Origin of the sequence: Sulfitobacter sp. SK011, from assembly GCF_003352065.1 — a bacterium.
In the GTDB taxonomy this organism is placed as follows: Bacteria; Pseudomonadota; Alphaproteobacteria; order Rhodobacterales; family Rhodobacteraceae; genus Sulfitobacter.
In genome coordinates, this window is record NZ_CP025803.1 from 3650001 (window position 1) to 3665274 (window position 15274).

Annotated in this window: 15 protein-coding genes and 2 tRNA genes; 7 read left to right on the forward strand and 10 right to left on the reverse strand. The window is 55.8% G+C overall.

Features of this window, described 5'->3' with window-relative positions; genetic code table 11:
• Positions 1-98: 98 nt before the first annotated feature.
• The gene (gene msrP / locus C1J02_RS17890; protein ID WP_114879780.1) at positions 99-1004 is read right to left on the reverse strand and encodes a protein-methionine-sulfoxide reductase catalytic subunit MsrP; all 906 of its coding nucleotides are present in this window, start codon (positions 1002-1004) and stop codon (positions 99-101) included.
• Between the two features lie 123 nt (positions 1005-1127).
• On the opposite strand from msrP, the gene C1J02_RS17895 reads away from it, so the two are divergent.
• On the forward strand, positions 1128-1565 hold the full coding sequence (locus tag C1J02_RS17895; RefSeq protein ID WP_114879781.1) for a DUF302 domain-containing protein: 438 nt from the start codon (positions 1128-1130) through the stop codon (positions 1563-1565).
• Between the two features lie 196 nt (positions 1566-1761).
• On the forward strand, positions 1762-2241 hold the full coding sequence (locus C1J02_RS17900) for a fasciclin domain-containing protein (protein WP_114879782.1): 480 nt from the start codon (positions 1762-1764) through the stop codon (positions 2239-2241).
• Between the two features lie 94 nt (positions 2242-2335).
• Here the strand turns inward: C1J02_RS17900 and clpB are convergent, their stop codons facing one another.
• Positions 2336-4951 carry an ATP-dependent chaperone ClpB gene (clpB, locus tag C1J02_RS17905; protein ID WP_114879783.1) on the reverse strand — a complete coding sequence of 872 codons (2616 nt, stop codon included), beginning with the start codon at positions 4949-4951 and terminating at the stop codon, positions 2336-2338.
• Between the two features lie 396 nt (positions 4952-5347).
• Between clpB and C1J02_RS17915 the strand changes: the two genes are divergently transcribed.
• Positions 5348-5662 (forward strand): orotidine 5-phosphate decarboxylase, encoded by a 315-nt coding sequence (locus C1J02_RS17915; protein WP_114880698.1) that lies wholly within the window; start codon positions 5348-5350, stop codon positions 5660-5662.
• Positions 5663-5826: 164 nt separating this feature from the next.
• On the forward strand, positions 5827-6543 hold the full coding sequence (pyrF, locus tag C1J02_RS17920; RefSeq protein WP_114879785.1) for an orotidine-5'-phosphate decarboxylase: 717 nt from the start codon (positions 5827-5829) through the stop codon (positions 6541-6543).
• A gap of 261 nt (positions 6544-6804) precedes the next feature.
• Here pyrF and C1J02_RS17925 read toward each other — a convergent pair whose 3' ends face one another.
• Positions 6805-7233 carry an NUDIX domain-containing protein gene (locus C1J02_RS17925; protein ID WP_114879786.1) on the reverse strand — a complete coding sequence of 143 codons (429 nt, stop codon included), beginning with the start codon at positions 7231-7233 and terminating at the stop codon, positions 6805-6807.
• A gap of 60 nt (positions 7234-7293) precedes the next feature.
• Between C1J02_RS17925 and C1J02_RS17930 the strand changes: the two genes are divergently transcribed.
• A complete protein-coding gene (locus C1J02_RS17930) occupies positions 7294-8547 on the forward strand; it encodes a DNA polymerase IV (protein WP_114879787.1) in 1254 nt (417 codons plus the stop codon).
• A 31-nt stretch (positions 8548-8578) separates the two neighbouring features.
• Here C1J02_RS17930 and C1J02_RS17935 read toward each other — a convergent pair whose 3' ends face one another.
• Complete coding sequence (locus C1J02_RS17935) at positions 8579-9439, reverse strand: N-formylglutamate amidohydrolase (RefSeq protein WP_114879788.1); 861 nt, start codon at positions 9437-9439, stop codon at positions 8579-8581.
• A gap of 148 nt (positions 9440-9587) precedes the next feature.
• On the opposite strand from C1J02_RS17935, the gene C1J02_RS17940 reads away from it, so the two are divergent.
• Together C1J02_RS17940 and ykgO are read left to right on the forward strand one after the other, a co-directional pair.
• Positions 9588-9662, forward strand: a tRNA-Val gene (locus C1J02_RS17940).
• A 99-nt stretch (positions 9663-9761) separates the two neighbouring features.
• Positions 9762-9887: a type B 50S ribosomal protein L36 gene (gene ykgO / locus C1J02_RS17945; protein WP_005850168.1), complete on the forward strand. Its 126-nt coding sequence runs from the start codon at positions 9762-9764 to the stop codon at positions 9885-9887.
• 189 nt (positions 9888-10076) lie between these two features.
• Here the strand turns inward: ykgO and C1J02_RS17950 are convergent, their stop codons facing one another.
• From C1J02_RS17950 to C1J02_RS17975, 6 genes are all read right to left on the reverse strand, one after another.
• Positions 10077-10616, reverse strand: coding sequence for a GNAT family N-acetyltransferase (locus tag C1J02_RS17950; RefSeq protein ID WP_114879789.1), 540 nt, complete (start codon positions 10614-10616; stop codon positions 10077-10079).
• A 172-nt stretch (positions 10617-10788) separates the two neighbouring features.
• Positions 10789-10944 carry a transposase gene (locus C1J02_RS17955; RefSeq protein ID WP_114879790.1) on the reverse strand — a complete coding sequence of 52 codons (156 nt, stop codon included), beginning with the start codon at positions 10942-10944 and terminating at the stop codon, positions 10789-10791.
• Positions 10945-11407: 463 nt separating this feature from the next.
• Positions 11408-11484: transfer RNA gene (locus tag C1J02_RS17960), tRNA-Arg, on the reverse strand.
• Between the two features lie 78 nt (positions 11485-11562).
• Positions 11563-12948: a HAMP domain-containing sensor histidine kinase gene (locus C1J02_RS17965; protein WP_114880699.1), complete on the reverse strand. Its 1386-nt coding sequence runs from the start codon at positions 12946-12948 to the stop codon at positions 11563-11565.
• Between the two features lie 6 nt (positions 12949-12954).
• Positions 12955-14373 (reverse strand): NAD(P)/FAD-dependent oxidoreductase, encoded by a 1419-nt coding sequence (locus C1J02_RS17970; RefSeq protein ID WP_114879791.1) that lies wholly within the window; start codon positions 14371-14373, stop codon positions 12955-12957.
• Positions 14370-15104, reverse strand: coding sequence for a TVP38/TMEM64 family protein (locus C1J02_RS17975; protein ID WP_114880700.1), 735 nt, complete (start codon positions 15102-15104; stop codon positions 14370-14372). Before C1J02_RS17975 ends, C1J02_RS17970 begins: the two co-directional genes overlap by 4 nt.
• Positions 15105-15274: the final 170 nt, after the last annotated feature.

The window sequence follows — 15274 nt, forward strand, 5'->3', positions numbered from 1 at the left end:
CAATTCCCGATAGCAGCCAGGCAATCTACAGCAAGGCTGAGAATAAGCGCAGCCAGCAGAACCGATCCATTCAGCGCGAAATTCGGCAGCACTACCCATCAGAAGTTCGCCTTGAGGTCCATACCTTCATAAAGGCCCGCCACCTCAGCTTCATACCCATTGAACATCAGCGTCGGCACGCGCTTTGAAAAAAGACCGCCCCCGACGGGCCGTTCGCTGGCCTGAGACCAACGTGGGTGACTGACTTCTGGGTTCACATTACTATAGAACCCATATTCACGCGCATTCGCTTTGTTCCAGCTTGTCGGCGGCTCTTTGTCCGTCAGCGTGATCCTGACAATCGACTTGATCGACTTGAACCCGTATTTCCAAGGCACCACCAAACGCAGCGGCGCACCATTCTGGTTTGGAATGTCCTTGCCGTAAATGCCGGTCGCCATGATCGTCAACGGATGCATCGCCTCATCAAGGCGCAGGCCTTCGACGTAGGGCCAGTCCAGCACCGGATACCGAACGCCGGGCATCTCGTCGGGCCGCAGTGCAGTTTCGAACGCCACATATTTCGCGCCCGACTGAACACCGGCCAAATTCAGCAGATCGGCCAGTTCAAAACCATTCCACGGGATCACCATCGACCATGCCTCGACACAGCGGAAACGGTAAATGCGTTCCTCGATGGTCATCGCTTTCATGATGTCCTCAAACGCATAGGCCCCCGGTTTGTCGACCAGACCGTTAATCTCAACCGTCCAGGGCGCGGTCACAAGGGATCCGGCATTGGCGGCGGGATCTGTTTTTCCGGTGCCAAATTCATAATAGTTGTTGTACTGCGTGATGTCTTCATAGGCATTCGGCTCAAGTGCCTCTTGTGCCTGTATCGATCCACCAATGCTGGCCAACCCCGCCGCGGCAGCACCACCCGCCATCAGTTGACGGCGATTGAGAAAAGCCTGCTCTGGCGTAACGTCACTGTCTTTTAACGTGTTGATCCAACGATTGGCCATGGGACGCTCCTTAATGTATTATCTGTAAGTAGTGCCGCTGCTCTGCTCCACCAAACCAATTCGGCGCACATTTCAGGCAGCACACTCAATTGTTAGAATAGCGCCATCATTAGGGAAATCATCATGAACCGCCTCATTTATGCTGCTGCACTTGCCTTTGCCCTGCCTGCATTCGCGGACGATCTGATCACCTACACCACAGACCAAAGTTTTGATGATGTTGTATTTGGCGTTGAAAACGCCATCATCGACCAGGGTCTAATCGCCGAGAACGTCAGCCATGTCGGCGAGATGCTGGAACGCACACGAGATGATGTCGGATCAGACGTTGTCTTGTTTGAGGCAGCCGAGGTCTTCAGCTTTTGCTCTGCGACAGTGTCGCGCAAGGTGATGGAGGCTGACGTGATGAACATCCGGTTTTGTCCCTACAACATCTTCGTGATGCAACTCCCGGACAGCGATATGGTCACCATCGGATATCGCAGCTTTCCTGACGGGGCGATGCAAGATGTGCAGGCCTTGCTGGACGCCATAGCCAGATCCGCGATCGGACAAGAATAGGCACGGAACCGCACCGGATCACCCCGCTTTGATAACTTATTTGTGAGTGGAAATTGGAATTGTGCGCGGCTTAGCGCACGTTTCGTTTTCGTCAAACGGCATCGGCAAATAACCCCGGTGAACCAAACCCTTTCGATTGACGTATCTCTTTCAATGCTAACGCAAGCATTGTTTATCAACCTCTGAGGAGAAGAATATGCTACGTTCAACAACACTCGCACTTACCGTTGCCACACTGATGGGAACAACCGCTTTGGCTGATGGCCACGCCAAAGACATCGTAGATACTGCCGGCGCGGCAGGATCGTTCACAACCCTGCTCGCCGCTGCTGAGGCTGCCGGCCTGGTCGATACACTCAAAAGCGAAGGTCCATTTACCGTTTTCGCCCCTACAGACGAGGCTTTTGCTGCCCTTCCCGAAGGCACCGTCGAAACGCTGCTTCTGCCAGAGAATAAAGACCAGTTGGCAGCCATCCTGACCTATCACGTGATCGCTGGGAAAGTCATGTCCACAGACCTCGTCGACGACACCGAGGCGATGACCGTACAGGGCACGACAGTCATGATCGATCTGGACAATGGCGTCATGGTTGACGGCGCAACAGTGACCACCGCCGATATCGAAGCCACAAACGGCGTGATCCATGTGATCGACAAGGTGATTTTGCCCGAATAAGGCACATGTCGCGACGCGGTTTCTTACCCGACCGAAAAAGGCCCGCCAGAAATTCTGGCGGGCCTCTTTTTCTTGTGCATATATATAGTGCCGATCAATGCACCGTTGCATCATCCGGTTTGGGTTTGCTACTGGCGGCAATCCGATCGCCAATGACCAAACCATCGGCACCCGCAGTGACTTCGATTGTATCGCCATCGTGGATATCACCGGCCAACAGCATTTCTGCCAGGGGGTTTTGCAACGTACGCTGAATCACCCGCTTTAACGGACGCGCCCCAAATACCGGGTCATACCCTTCATCTGCCAGCCAGTCCCGCGCCCCTTCATCAAGTTCAAGCACGATCTTGCGCCCGGCCAGACGCTTGAGCAAAAGCGCAAGCTGGATATCAACGATCCCTGCCATGTCGCTGCGTTGCAGCCTGTCAAAGATGATCGTCTCGTCGAGACGGTTCAGGAACTCAGGCCGGAAATGCGCCCGGACCGCGTCCATGACATCCCGTTTTGCCTGCGCCATATCCCCACCATCGGGCAGTTGGCTCAACGCCTGCGCACCAAGGTTCGAGGTCAGGATGATCAGCGTCTGCTTGAAATCAACGGTGCGGCCCTGACCATCGGTCAGCACCCCGTCGTCAAGAACCTGCAACAGCACGTTGAACACATCCGGATGCGCCTTTTCGACCTCGTCAAACAGCACCACCTGATAGGGCCTGCGCCGTACCGCTTCGGTCAGCACACCGCCTTCGTCATAGCCAACATAACCGGGAGGCGCCCCAATGAGCCGCGCGACGCTGTGTTTCTCCATGAACTCAGACATATCAATTCGTACCATGGCGTTGTCGTCGTCAAACAGGAACTCTGCCACAGCTTTGGTCAGTTCGGTCTTGCCGACGCCGGTTGGCCCAAGGAACAGGAACGATCCCAGGGGGCGGTTTTCATCGTTCAAACCCGCCCGCGCACGACGCACCGCATCCGCAACAGCCTTCACCGCAGAATTCTGACCGATCACCCGGCCATGCAACTGCTCTTCCATGCGCAAAAGCTTGTCCCGCTCACCTTCCAGCATTTTGCCGGCAGGAATGCCTGTCCACCGCTCCACGACGCTGGCGATCTGGTCGGGACGCACCGCCTCTTCGACCATCACACCTTCTTCACGCGATTCAGCGGCTTCCAGATCACGCTCAAGCTGGGGGATCACGCCATAAGACAGCTCACCCGCCTTGGCGAGATTGCCCTCACGCTTGGCGATGTCCAACTCAGCGCGCGCATGGTCCAGTTTTTCCTTGATGTCGCGTGCACCGGCCAGCTTGTCCCGCTCGGCCTGCCACTGTGCCGTCATCTCTGCACTGCGTTCCTGCAAACCACTCAGATCCTTTTGCAAGGTATCGAGCCGGTCCTTGGACGCCACATCATCTTCTGCTTTCAGCGCCTGTTCTTCGATCAGCAACTGCAGAATCTGACGGTCCAGCGCATCCAGCTCTTCTGGCTTGCTATCGACTTCCATACGCAAACGGCTTGCCGCCTCGTCCATCAGGTCGATGGCTTTGTCGGGAAGAAACCGATCCGTGATATAGCGATGGCTCAGGGTTGCTGCCGCGACCAACGCGCTGTCACTGATCCGCACACCATGATGCAGCTCGTATTTCTCCTTGATGCCGCGCAGGATTGATACGGTGTCTTCGACTGTTGGCTCCAACACCATCACAGGCTGGAAACGCCGCGCCAAAGCTGCGTCTTTCTCAACGTACTTGCGGTATTCATCCAAAGTTGTGGCACCCACACAATGCAATTCACCACGCGCCAACGCTGGTTTCAACAAGTTCGAGGCATCCATCGCCCCTTCGCTGGCCCCTGCTCCGACAAGCGTGTGCATTTCATCAATGAACAGGATCACCTCGCCAACGGCCTCTGTGACCTCGGTCAAGACGGCCTTGAGCCGCTCTTCAAACTCACCACGGTATTTCGCACCGGCGATCAGTGCACCCATATCCAACGCCAACAAACGTTTGTTGCGCAAGGATTCCGGCACATCACCATCGACAATCCGCAATGCCAGTCCTTCGGCAATCGCGGTTTTACCCACGCCCGGTTCACCAATCAAAACAGGATTGTTCTTGGTCCGGCGGCTCAAGACCTGCATGGCGCGACGAATTTCCTCGTCCCGCCCGATGATGGGGTCAATTTTACCTTCCCGCGCCCGTTCAGTCAGATCAAGGCTGTATTTCTTCAGCGCCTCATACCCTTCCTCGGCTGTCGCAGTGTCCGCTGTGCGCCCCTTTCGGACATCGTTGATCGCACTGTTCAGCGCCTGGGCCGTCACATTACCTGCTTCCAACGCGGTCTTGGCACCGGATTTCACCATGCAAAGCGCCATCAGAATGCGTTCAGCAGGGACAAAACTGTCACCAGCTTTCTTGGCCAATGCCTCGGCCTCGGCCAGTACTTTGGCGGTCGTCCCATCCAGATAAACTTGGGCCGCATCGCCGGTCACCTTGGGCATTTTACCCATTGCCAGCGACAATGCCTCCATCACGCGACCAGGGTTACCGCCGGCAGCAGTGATCAGATTGCTGGCCAATCCCTGTTCATCGTCCAAAACTGCTTTGAGGATGTGTTCCGGGGCCAACCGTTGATGATTTTCCCGTGTGGCAATCGTCTGCGCCGCTTGAACAAAGCCGCGCGATCTTTCCGTGAACTTGCTTAGGTCCATGGGTCTCTCCTTTTTAAAAGCGCCGTTTCAAGATGCGCCCGCCCGGCGGCACGCATCAGTTTCGGCCTCAGGTTCGATTTGGGTATTGATCACCTCGTTTCAAGAGGTTGTGAACGTAACATGTGCTGCATTTCTTGCCACTGACAGCCCGTGTATTTCGGACAACACGGATCATCAGAAAGGTCTTTAGGCAGCAATATTGCCCCAAACACACAAACATTCTAGAGCAATAAATTACTGATTTCTTTGATCAATATCAAGTTATCCACAATGTTTCGGTATCATTGGAACTTTCTTGCGCCAATGCAGGTTAATAATTCAGACAAAGGGAAAACCAAAGCCCTATCGGAGCAGATCAACTGCTCGGCCAAAGAAACGATATATGAGGTACTCACGATGCAGACCCGACCAATTCAGTTGACAGACGTCGTATACAATGCCGCCAATCAAAGCTTTGAAGCACTGTTAACGGTGCATGATGGTAAATGTTCTCGCAAATATGCCTGTGCAATCAATGCACCGATCTCGACCAGTTTTCAGGACGCTGCGGATGGATTGGCCAGACAAGCACTGCGTCGCCATAAATCCAAAGTCGGCGTTTACTCCGAGGTCAGATTTCCGGCCCCAACCCAACGCGCGGGCCGGCGCAGTTTTGATCCAATGCGCTGGTTGGAAAATCTGGCGGACCTGTCGGGCCGTCGCGCCGCATAAAGATATTCCCCGACCCCAATTCAGTTTCGTTTGCCTGCCCGAACGTTGCTGACCCTCACCCGGATCCCGCCCAAGGCGCGTTCCGGGTTTTTCTTTGATGGACTTGGCCGTCGCCCCGGCGTACTGCAGGATCGTTTGAATTCTTACTGCAGGAGCCTGCCCAAATGTCCGATGACCGCCTGATTGTCGCCCTTGACGTTCCCCATGCTGTTGCGGGGCTCGAACTTGCCACGAAACTTGGCGATAGTGTCAGTTTCTACAAGATCGGTCTGGGGATGCTGACGGGCGGCGGACTGGCCCTCGCCAATGAGCTGAAGCAAGAACATGGCAAACGCATATTCCTGGATATGAAGCTGTTTGATATCGGTACCACGGTAGAAGCTGCTGTGCGCGGCTTGGCCCAGTTTGATCTGGATTTCCTGACCGTACATGGCGATCCGAATGTTGTGAATGCCGCCAAACAGGGCGCTGCCGGTTCGGATCTAAAGATCCTTGCCGTGACAATCCTGACGTCGCTCGACCGCGCGGATCTGGATGCGGCACTGATCCAACCGGGAGACCTGGCAGATCTGGTTCTGACCCGCGCAGATCGGGCCTTTGACGCAGGTGCCGACGGCGTCATCGCCTCTCCGCAAGAGGCCGCCGCCATTCGTGCCTTGCCGCAGGCGGCGGGCAAGTTGATCGTGACCCCCGGCGTACGCCCGGCAGGCGCAGAATTGGGTGATCAAAAACGTGTAGCCACACCAGCCAAGGCGATTGCCAGTGGCGCAGATCATGTGGTTGTCGGCCGCCCGGTTTGGCAATCTGATGATCCGTTGTCGGCAGCTCAGGCGATTGTCGCTGAAATGCTGTCACCGCAGGCGCAAAGCCCAAACCGCTGACAGGTCTTAGAGTCGATCCGGCGACTTAACGCCCTCTGCGGCCCGTTCTGTCACACAGCAGCGCGGCTCAATCCGACCAATTCAACCTAAGACTGTAACAAATACACCACAAACGCCGGCTCTACAGCAGGTTCAGGTATTCCTGACTATGTCATAGGACGTCCCCGTGCTAGCGTTACCCTAGGTGATACTCCCCGACGAACTGGTTCTTCCTGATGTTCGTCACCTCCCCCCGCTTAACGCAGCGGGGGGCTTTCTGCATCAGGGCGGATCGCAGGCTTCACCTTCCAGATATCCCCGCAACCGATTCTGAAATGATGGGATGGCTTTGGGATGGGCCAGAAATTCTGTAATGCTCATCAGTGACCAGCGTTGCCCTTCATCCCCAAAAACCACCTCCGCCGCCGTCGCCGGTGGCAACTTGGCGACAAAGAACCATTTAAGACAGCCGTCTTCATGGAAGGCCTTTCGCCAGATGACAGATGTGTCTGAGACGTGCAGGCCCAATTCTTCGTGGCACTCACGCAGCGCACATTCCAAAGGCCCCTCGTCCCCTTCGCGACCCCCGCCGGGCAAATCCCAGTACCCCGCATATGGCAGACCCGGTGTGTCATCACGCAAAATTGCCAGAAGGTCATCGTCCAGAAGCAAGGCCAGTTTGGCCCCGTCAAAGGGGGTGGGTTCTGCCATGTTCAATCTCCTCTCGATTGATTAGACTAATCACAGGTTCATGACGAAATGGTATCTAAAATGGCCGCCCTCTGCCGCGATTGCCTTGCCGAAGTTTCCGCTGTGCGCCGGTGCCCTGTCTGCACAAGCCCCCGGATCCTGTCCCATCCCGAGCTTTTTGATCTTTCCATTGCCCATATGGATTGCGATGCCTTTTATGCTTCTGTCGAAAAACGCGACAATCCCGCCCTGAACGGCAAGCCGGTGATCATTGGCGGCGGACGGCGCGGTGTCGTGTCGACCGCCTGCTATGTCGCGCGTATTCGCGGGGTCCGGTCCGCGATGCCGATGTTTCAGGCGCTCAAGCTCTGCCCGGATGCCGTGATCATCAAACCCCGCATGGATGCCTATGTCGAAGCATCCCGTGCTATCCGCGCGATGATGGAAGAACTGACCCCTGCCATCGAACCGCTGTCACTGGACGAGGCGTTTTTGGATATGAGCGGGACTGCGCGGCTGCATGGTGCGCCACCCGCCGTGATGCTGGCCGGTCTGGTGCGCCGCATGAAGGATGAGCTTGGGCTAACCGGGTCGATTGGGTTGAGCCACAACAAATTTCTGGCCAAGGTGGCTTCAGATTTGGACAAACCACATGGGTTTTCGGTCATCGGTGCCGCTGAGACGGCGGATTTCCTGCGGGAAAAACCGGTTCGGATGATCTGGGGCGTCGGAGCCGCGACACAGACATCTCTCGACAAGGCGGGCATTCGCACCTTCTCTGACCTGCTGCGCTGGGAAAAGACCGATCTGATCGCGCGATTTGGCGGCATGGGGGATCGGCTTTGGCATCTGGCACGGGGGCAGGACCGGCGCAGGGTGTCGTCACATGAGCCGGTAAAGTCGATCAGCAAGGAGACCACATTCAACGACGACACCTCTGACCGAGACATTCTGGATGGCCACATCTGGCGGCTGTCTGAACAGGTTGCCGACCGCGCCAAAGCCAAGGCATTGGCCGGTCGCGTCGTCACCCTCAAACTCAAACGGTCTGATTTCACCCAATTGACACGCCGCGTGTCCCTGCACGACCCGACCCAACTGGCAGACCGCATTTACCGAACCGCGCGCGCCTTGTTTGATCAGTTGGATGATCCGGGCCCTTACCGGCTGATCGGCTGCGGCATTTCCGACCTCAGCAGTCCCGAAGGCGCGGACCTTGCCGGGGATTTGCTGGATCCAAACGCCGAAAAGCGCAGCAATGCGGAACGCGCGACCGATGCCATTCGCACCCGATTCGGGACCAAGGCAATCGTAAAGGGCCGCGCCCTGCGATAGCCGCGCTCAGGGAAAATGCACCTAAGGAACGCTACTCAGCGGCCAGAGGCACACGCCCTTGGCCGATTGTTGCGATTTCGGCCACCACCTGACGCAGCGCGGCCCGCACGGTGTCGTAATTGCCGTTCGGGCGGATCAATGCTTCGTTCATGTAAAGGGATCGGTCAATTTCGACCTGCACTGCGTGCTGTCCCCGCGATGGGCGGCCATAGGCCTGGGTGATGTAGGCCCCTGCGAACGGCGTGTTGCGGGTCACCGTAAACCCTGCCGCGGCAAATGCCGCCTCCACGCGGTCAACGACGTCACCACTGGCAGCGGCCCCAAAACGATCTCCCAGCACCACATCCGGTCTGAGCATGCCCGATCGCACCACCCCGTCCATCGCCTCATGTGGCATCGAATGGCAATCAATCAGAACCGCCTGACCGTGGCGTTGCTGCGCCGCATCCAAAAGCTCTCGCAGCTTTTTATGATAGGGGTGCCAGAAATTCTGGATGCGATGCTCTGCCTCGCTGCGGCTCATCTTGCCGCGATATATCGCCCGTCCGTTGGCCACCACACGCGGCACCACCCCAAGACCGGAGGCAACCCGCGGGTTATGGCCCTGCCTGCCCACCCCTTCGATCAATGCAGGATCAAGTTCCTCACAGGACCTGTTCAGGTCGACATAGGCGCGTGGTGCGCCGGCCCGAATAAAAGGGGCCCCAAATTGCGGGACGCATTCAAAAAGCTGGTCAACAAAGGCATCCTCTGACGATCTGATCGCATGTTCATCCAACACCGTTGTGCGCAGGAACGACCACGGATAATCGCACCCCGAATGGGGTGATGCGAACACCACGCAAGACCTGTTTTGGTCCGGGTGCAGTACTTCATAAGCTGACATCGGCATGAGCGTCCCTCTCGCCACTACCTTAGCGCATATTTCGCAATTGCCAAAAGCCCTTGATCATATCCACGACTCCTTTTATAGCACCGGAACCGGCGCGGCATTTCGCGCCCCATTTTGTTTGGGGCAAAGGGTTTCGCGCTATATACGTGGGTGATTAGCTCAGCGGTAGAGCACTTCGTTGACATCGAAGGGGTCACTGGTTCGATCCCAGTATCGCCCACCACCTGTTTCATTGGCCCTGCATGCCGCAGGGTCGCCCGTAACCCGGCGCTGGTCCTTGTCTTAATTGATAAGGCGGGGCCACAGATGGAAGGATAAGAACATGAAAGTTCGCAATTCGCTCCGCTCGCTCAAAAACCGGCACCGTGATTGCCGCGTTGTGCGTCGCAAGGGCCGTGTTTACGTGATCAACAAAACACAGCGTCGGTTCAAAGCCCGTCAGGGTTGATATCCGACCAGTGCGTGATCAAAGCCGCTCCTTCGGGGGCGGCTTTTTTCGTTTGGAGGTTTTTCTGGCTGCAGTGCTGGATAATTCTGACTTTCACCAGATGGGTGCGAACGACCGAAACTGAAAGTTCCGCCCGCCCTGACGCCGCTTGTGCGGTTTTGCACCTTCCCCGGCGCGGGCCCCGGTGATTCAGGTTTCTTGAGACGTGCTGTCGCGATCGATTAAGTGCACCCAAACTTCTGCCTCAGGTTCATGGCTCGCCCGCGTTCCGTCCGTGACCGCACCAAGCCTCGTTGCCACAGCCTGTGACCTCGTATTTCCGCAGTCTATGTAGCTGTATAGCCTCTCTAACCCCAGAACCTCACAAGCCCATCTTTTGACGGCGAAAGACGCTTCCGTGGCGAAGCCCTTTCCCTCCGCGCCTTCAAACAGATGCCATGCCAGCTCTACATCCGGCCAGTTTGAGTGCTTGATCAAGCCGACCCGGCCGACAGGATGCCCCGTGCTTTGCTCAACGACGATAAAGAAGCCGAAGCCGTGCCAATGCCAGTGGCCAATACCAATCAGAAACCCGAACCAGGCTTGTTCCGCTGTCACCGTCTCTGCCTGCGCTATCATCGACGGAGCACTGGTCATGAAACGGGTGAACGCCGGCAAATCATCCCGTTCTGGTCCGCGCAACACCAACCGCGTGGTCGTCAGTGTGGGTGCAGTCGTGAGATTATCCATGCGCCGCCTTTCATTTCACCGATTTGGGTTCCAGCCGGGATCAGTATAGCGAACGGTCGCGCATGACTGAAAGCTGGCATTCCCCCCCCCCGCATCGTTTTTGAGTAAAGGCTTAAGACAAACTTTCCCCAAATTTGACCGAATTTAACAGGTCGGTAATTTGTTCATTTTATCAACCACTTTTGAAACTCTCTGTCGCGTCACTTAAAGAGCATGTAGGCTGCACCCCGAACCGACTGGCCAACTCGCTGACCGTCTCTTCGCCTTTCAACGCCTCTAACGCGACCTTGGCCTTAAACTCTGCGTGATGTTGCTTCCGTTTCGACATGTCCTATCTCCTTCGTCTTGAAGATCAGCAGACAACAAATCGCAGCTTACGTCAGTGTCCCAATTTCGGGGGGGGTAGCTCAGTAATTGTTTGCACCGGATCAGATTTGAATGCCCGCTGGGTTCAGTTTTTCGGCGCGAGCATGAGAGAAGTAGCTCGGGCCGCCAATGTTGCGCCATCAACGGTGTTACGCTGGGAACGTCAGTCAAGGCTTCCTAAGTGCCCGACAGGCGCACTCCGCAACATTCTCAAAGTGATGAGTGTTCGACTAATGGAATGACATCTCTAAGTCGTTTATCCCAAAATCAATTGCGGCCTGCAGATAGCCTAGCGCACTTCGCTGCCGAGTGATTCATTACCTTGGGATCCGTAGTGCTCCAATGTGATCCTTGGCGAGGTGGGGGATACATTGGGGGATGCAATTCCTAGTTATCTATAAAAACAATGACTTAAGTTGGATAAGTGGCGGACCGAGGAGGATTCGAACCCCCGACCCCCTGATTCGTAGTCAGGTACTCTATCCAGCTGAGCTATCGGTCCACTGCCGGGCGGTTTAGTGGGATGGGGTGCGGTTTGCAAGCCCCTGATTGCCGTCAAATCGATTTTCGCTTGCCCGGATCACACGGTACCGTCGCCCTTTGGCAGAGTGATGATAAATTGCGTGCCAGATGCGTCGGTCGTGACCAGAGAAAGGGTGCCACCATGGCCTTTCACAAGTTCTGAGGCAATGGCAAGGCCCAGCCCGGACCCCCCTTTGCGCGCCCCACCTTGAAATGGCGTGAACAGATGCGCCTGCGCTTTTGGTGGCAGTCCCGGACCGGTGTCCCTTACGGTGATCTGCCATGCGGCGTCCGTATCAAAAGCTTGAATACTGATCTGTCCGGGCTGGCCGGTTGCCATGATTGCCTGTCGCGCATTGCGCACCAGATTGGACAAGACACGGTACATTTGTTCGGGATCAGCGCGGACCAACAACTGCTCTGGGATCTCCGTGGTAAAGTCGATGACGTGTTCTCTGGCGGCCAGCTTTTCGCCTTCGATCACATCACCGATCAATTCGGCCAGATGGACCATGGTCAGAGTAGGCCCCGGTTCTTCGGCCCTGCCAAAGGCCAAGGTGGATTCGCACAAGTGTACCGCGCGGGTGATAGACCCCACCAGTTTGGGTGCCATGCGCTTGACCGCTGGATCCTCTGACATCTCGATCCGGTCGGTAAAGAGCTGCGCCGAGGTCAGGATGTTGCGCAAATCATGGCTGATCTTACTCACGGCAGACCCCAGCTGCGCCAACCGCTCTTTTTGCTTTAGCGCCTGGGTCAGATCTGTTTGCAATTTCTTCAGCGCTTCTTCTGCCTCGCGCAGCTCGGTCACCCCCGCACTGGGGGTAATGATGCGCCGCGCGTCTTCGGGTGCCTCTGCATAGTTCTGCATGTGCCCCACAACGCCCTTGATCGGTTTGACCAAAAACACCCTCATCGCACCGAACAACAAAAACGCGGTGAACACAGAGATTGCCGCAGAGAGCGCCAGAATCCGCTTGCCATAGTCCAGCATCGCCATCCGCATTGGGGCGGTCTCCATCGTCACTTCGATCAGCAAACCGGCCTCGCGCACAGGTGCCCCAATCACCCGGATCACATCGTTTTCCGGACGAAAGAGCCGCATCATCGCGTCTTTGATCAGCGACATCGCAGTCGCATCGCGCAGATCAAAGGTTGCAGAGATGGATTGCGGCATATCAGATGACAACATCAACTGCCGCACTTCATCGCGGCGCAACACCACGTTGAACACCTCGGCATTGTTCAGCAGTTCTGTCTCGAGCGCGGGATCAAGCATGTCGTCTGCCAACAGCGCCAATGATGCAATCTGCGCCCGTTCCAAACGGTTCAGCATGTAATCTTCCCGAAACCGGGCAATCGACGGCACAAAGATCAATACCTCTGCCAGCATGACAAAGACGATCGTCAGGATCAGCAATCGACCAGAGAGGGAATTGATCATCGACATTTAGGGGACAAAGCGCTGCACAAAGCCGACCACCCGTTTAACCATATCGCTCTCAAACAGACGTGGGCTGAAATACGCGCCAGCCGCGCGTTTGTTGATCTCGCCGATGGTGGGGTACGGTGCAACCATGGCGGCAATCTGGCTCATTTTCATGGTATTAGCCAGCGCCAAGGCCCACAAATTAATCAATTCTCCCGCTTGATAACCCACAATCGACGCGCCAATGGGGCGGCCTTTGACGACCATCACTTTGATAAATCCTTTGGTTTTGCGTTCCGCGATTGCGCGGTCATTGTGATGATAGTGAAACCGCACCACTTCCAGTTTATCACCATGCTGATCGCGCGCCTGAGCTTCGGTCAGACCAACCTGTGACAGTTCAGGCTCCGTATAGGTCGCCCAGGGGATGTGATGTGTCTTGGCCTTTGAAGGCAGACCAAACAGCATTGAACGGATGATCACACCCGCATGATATCCCGCCACATGGGTAAATTGCAGTCCACCTGCCACATCACCAATTGCATAAACCTTACGGTTTGTTGTGCGCAGGCTTGCATCCACTTTGATGCCGCCCCGCACGGGCTCAACCCCGGCCTTTTCCAGATCAAGCCGATCTGTGTTCGCCTTGCGCCCCACAGCCATAAGCAGATGAGACCCCTTGAACACGCGGCCATCCTTCGCCTCGACCTCGATCGCACCTTTCTTGCCGCGAATTTCGGCAGCCATTGCACCTTCTTCAATGACCACACCTTCGTCACGCAAACTGTCCAGAACGATGGCGGCCAGTTCGGGGTCATCTTTGCCCAGCGCCTTTTCGCCCTCGATCACGGTGACTTTCATACCCATGCGAATGTGCGCCTGTGCCATCTCCATGCCGATTGGTCCGCCCCCAACGATCAGCAGATTTTCGGGTTTTTCGCGCAGATCAAACAGCGTTTCGTTGGTTTCATATGGGACGGTTTCAAGTCCCGGAATTGGCGGCACAAGCGGCGATGAACCTGTGGCAATGACGATACGGCGCGCTTTGATGATTGTATCACCCGCCTGCACTTCATCGCTGGAAATGAACCGGCCAAAGTCGCGAATCACTTTGACGCCAAGCCCTTCGAACCGTTCCTGGCTGTCCACCGGCGCGATTTGCGCAATCACATCTGCCACATGATCCTTGGCAGCAGCATAATCCACATCACCGGGCGCGTTTTCCACGCCGTATTGTGCGGAATGTTGCTGACCATAAGCGGCCTTGCCCGTCGCAATAAGCGCCTTTGACGGCACGCAGCCGTAGTTCAGGCAATCACCGCCCATTTTATGCCCTTCAAGCAGGACAACATCCGCGCCCATCTGCACCGCTCCCGCGGCCACTGACAGGCCACCAGAACCTGCACCAATGATCAGAATATCTGTTTTCATCCGGTTCATTTCAGCAGGTCCTTTTTGCCGGTGATTTTCTTAATGACTATTGGCATTAATGACAGAGCACACAGACCAAGAATGGGCAGCAATATGTGTGGTTCGAAGATGATGCCGAGATTGGGCGTTTCATCTTTGGCAAAGACTTCGCCAAGGCCCGAACCAACGGATGTGTAAACCAATCCTCCGGGCATGATTCCAAAAAATGTCGAGATCACAAAGCGATAAAGCGGCACACCCAAAAACGCAGGGATCAGGTTTGCGACAAAGAACGGCACCGCAGGCACCAGACGGATAAAGAACAACATCGACCATTGGTTTTCGTCGATGCCATGTTTGATCTTGGCCACCATCCCGTCAGAGGCGTCCATCCGTTCCTGCAACTTTTCACCCAGCCCCCATTGAGCCGCCAAGAAGATAATCACCGCCCCAGACGTCGCACCGATGACGTTGAACAAAACTCCGGGAAAGACGCCAAACAGGAACCCTCCTGTCAGCGTGGCAATTGCGGCACCGGGCAAAGAGAAGGCAACAATCACCATATAGGCCAACATGAAAACGAGCGCTGTCATCACATAATTGCTGTCCCGGAACGCGATCAATGTCTCTCTGTTGTCGCGCAAGGCATCAAACGACAGATAGTCACGCAAGGTAAACGCGCCGATTGCGGCCACCAAAGCGATGGCCATCAGTGGCAAGTAGCGGACCAGGGCGGGTTTTTGATTTGCTTCGTCGATCATATCGGTCATTTCTGCCTCTGGGCAAAGGTGTTTGCGTGGTTGAGAACATAAATGGCGGGTTACAGCGCAAAGGGACAGGCCGATCACAGGTGCTTGATAGACAGTGTGGTTCGTGTGTTGTTTTCCACGTCATTCCTGATTTATTGAAACATATCTTCCGCCCAAACCCT

Excerpts from the sequence above, each read along its gene's own strand:
- C1J02_RS17930 (WP_114879787.1), top strand. The coding sequence starts at position 7,294 with ATGGCCGCCCTCTGCCGCGATTGCCTTGCCGAAGTTTCCGCTGTGCGC.
- C1J02_RS17975 (WP_114880700.1), bottom strand. The coding sequence starts at position 15,104 with ATGATCGACGAAGCAAATCAAAAACCCGCCCTGGTCCGCTACTTGCCA.
- C1J02_RS17955 (WP_114879790.1), bottom strand. The coding sequence starts at position 10,944 with ATGTCGAAACGGAAGCAACATCACGCAGAGTTTAAGGCCAAGGTCGCG.
- C1J02_RS17970 (WP_114879791.1), bottom strand. The coding sequence starts at position 14,373 with ATGAACCGGATGAAAACAGATATTCTGATCATTGGTGCAGGTTCTGGT.
- C1J02_RS17965 (WP_114880699.1), bottom strand. The coding sequence starts at position 12,948 with ATGATCAATTCCCTCTCTGGTCGATTGCTGATCCTGACGATCGTCTTT.
- C1J02_RS17900 (WP_114879782.1), top strand. The coding sequence starts at position 1,762 with ATGCTACGTTCAACAACACTCGCACTTACCGTTGCCACACTGATGGGA.
- C1J02_RS17925 (WP_114879786.1), bottom strand. The coding sequence starts at position 7,233 with ATGGCAGAACCCACCCCCTTTGACGGGGCCAAACTGGCCTTGCTTCTG.
- C1J02_RS17895 (WP_114879781.1), top strand. The coding sequence starts at position 1,128 with ATGAACCGCCTCATTTATGCTGCTGCACTTGCCTTTGCCCTGCCTGCA.
- pyrF (WP_114879785.1), top strand. The coding sequence starts at position 5,827 with ATGTCCGATGACCGCCTGATTGTCGCCCTTGACGTTCCCCATGCTGTT.
- msrP (WP_114879780.1), bottom strand. The coding sequence starts at position 1,004 with ATGGCCAATCGTTGGATCAACACGTTAAAAGACAGTGACGTTACGCCA.
- clpB (WP_114879783.1), bottom strand. The coding sequence starts at position 4,951 with ATGGACCTAAGCAAGTTCACGGAAAGATCGCGCGGCTTTGTTCAAGCG.
- C1J02_RS17935 (WP_114879788.1), bottom strand. The coding sequence starts at position 9,439 with ATGCCGATGTCAGCTTATGAAGTACTGCACCCGGACCAAAACAGGTCT.
- C1J02_RS17950 (WP_114879789.1), bottom strand. The coding sequence starts at position 10,616 with ATGGATAATCTCACGACTGCACCCACACTGACGACCACGCGGTTGGTG.
- ykgO (WP_005850168.1), top strand. The coding sequence starts at position 9,762 with ATGAAAGTTCGCAATTCGCTCCGCTCGCTCAAAAACCGGCACCGTGAT.
- C1J02_RS17915 (WP_114880698.1), top strand. The coding sequence starts at position 5,348 with ATGCAGACCCGACCAATTCAGTTGACAGACGTCGTATACAATGCCGCC.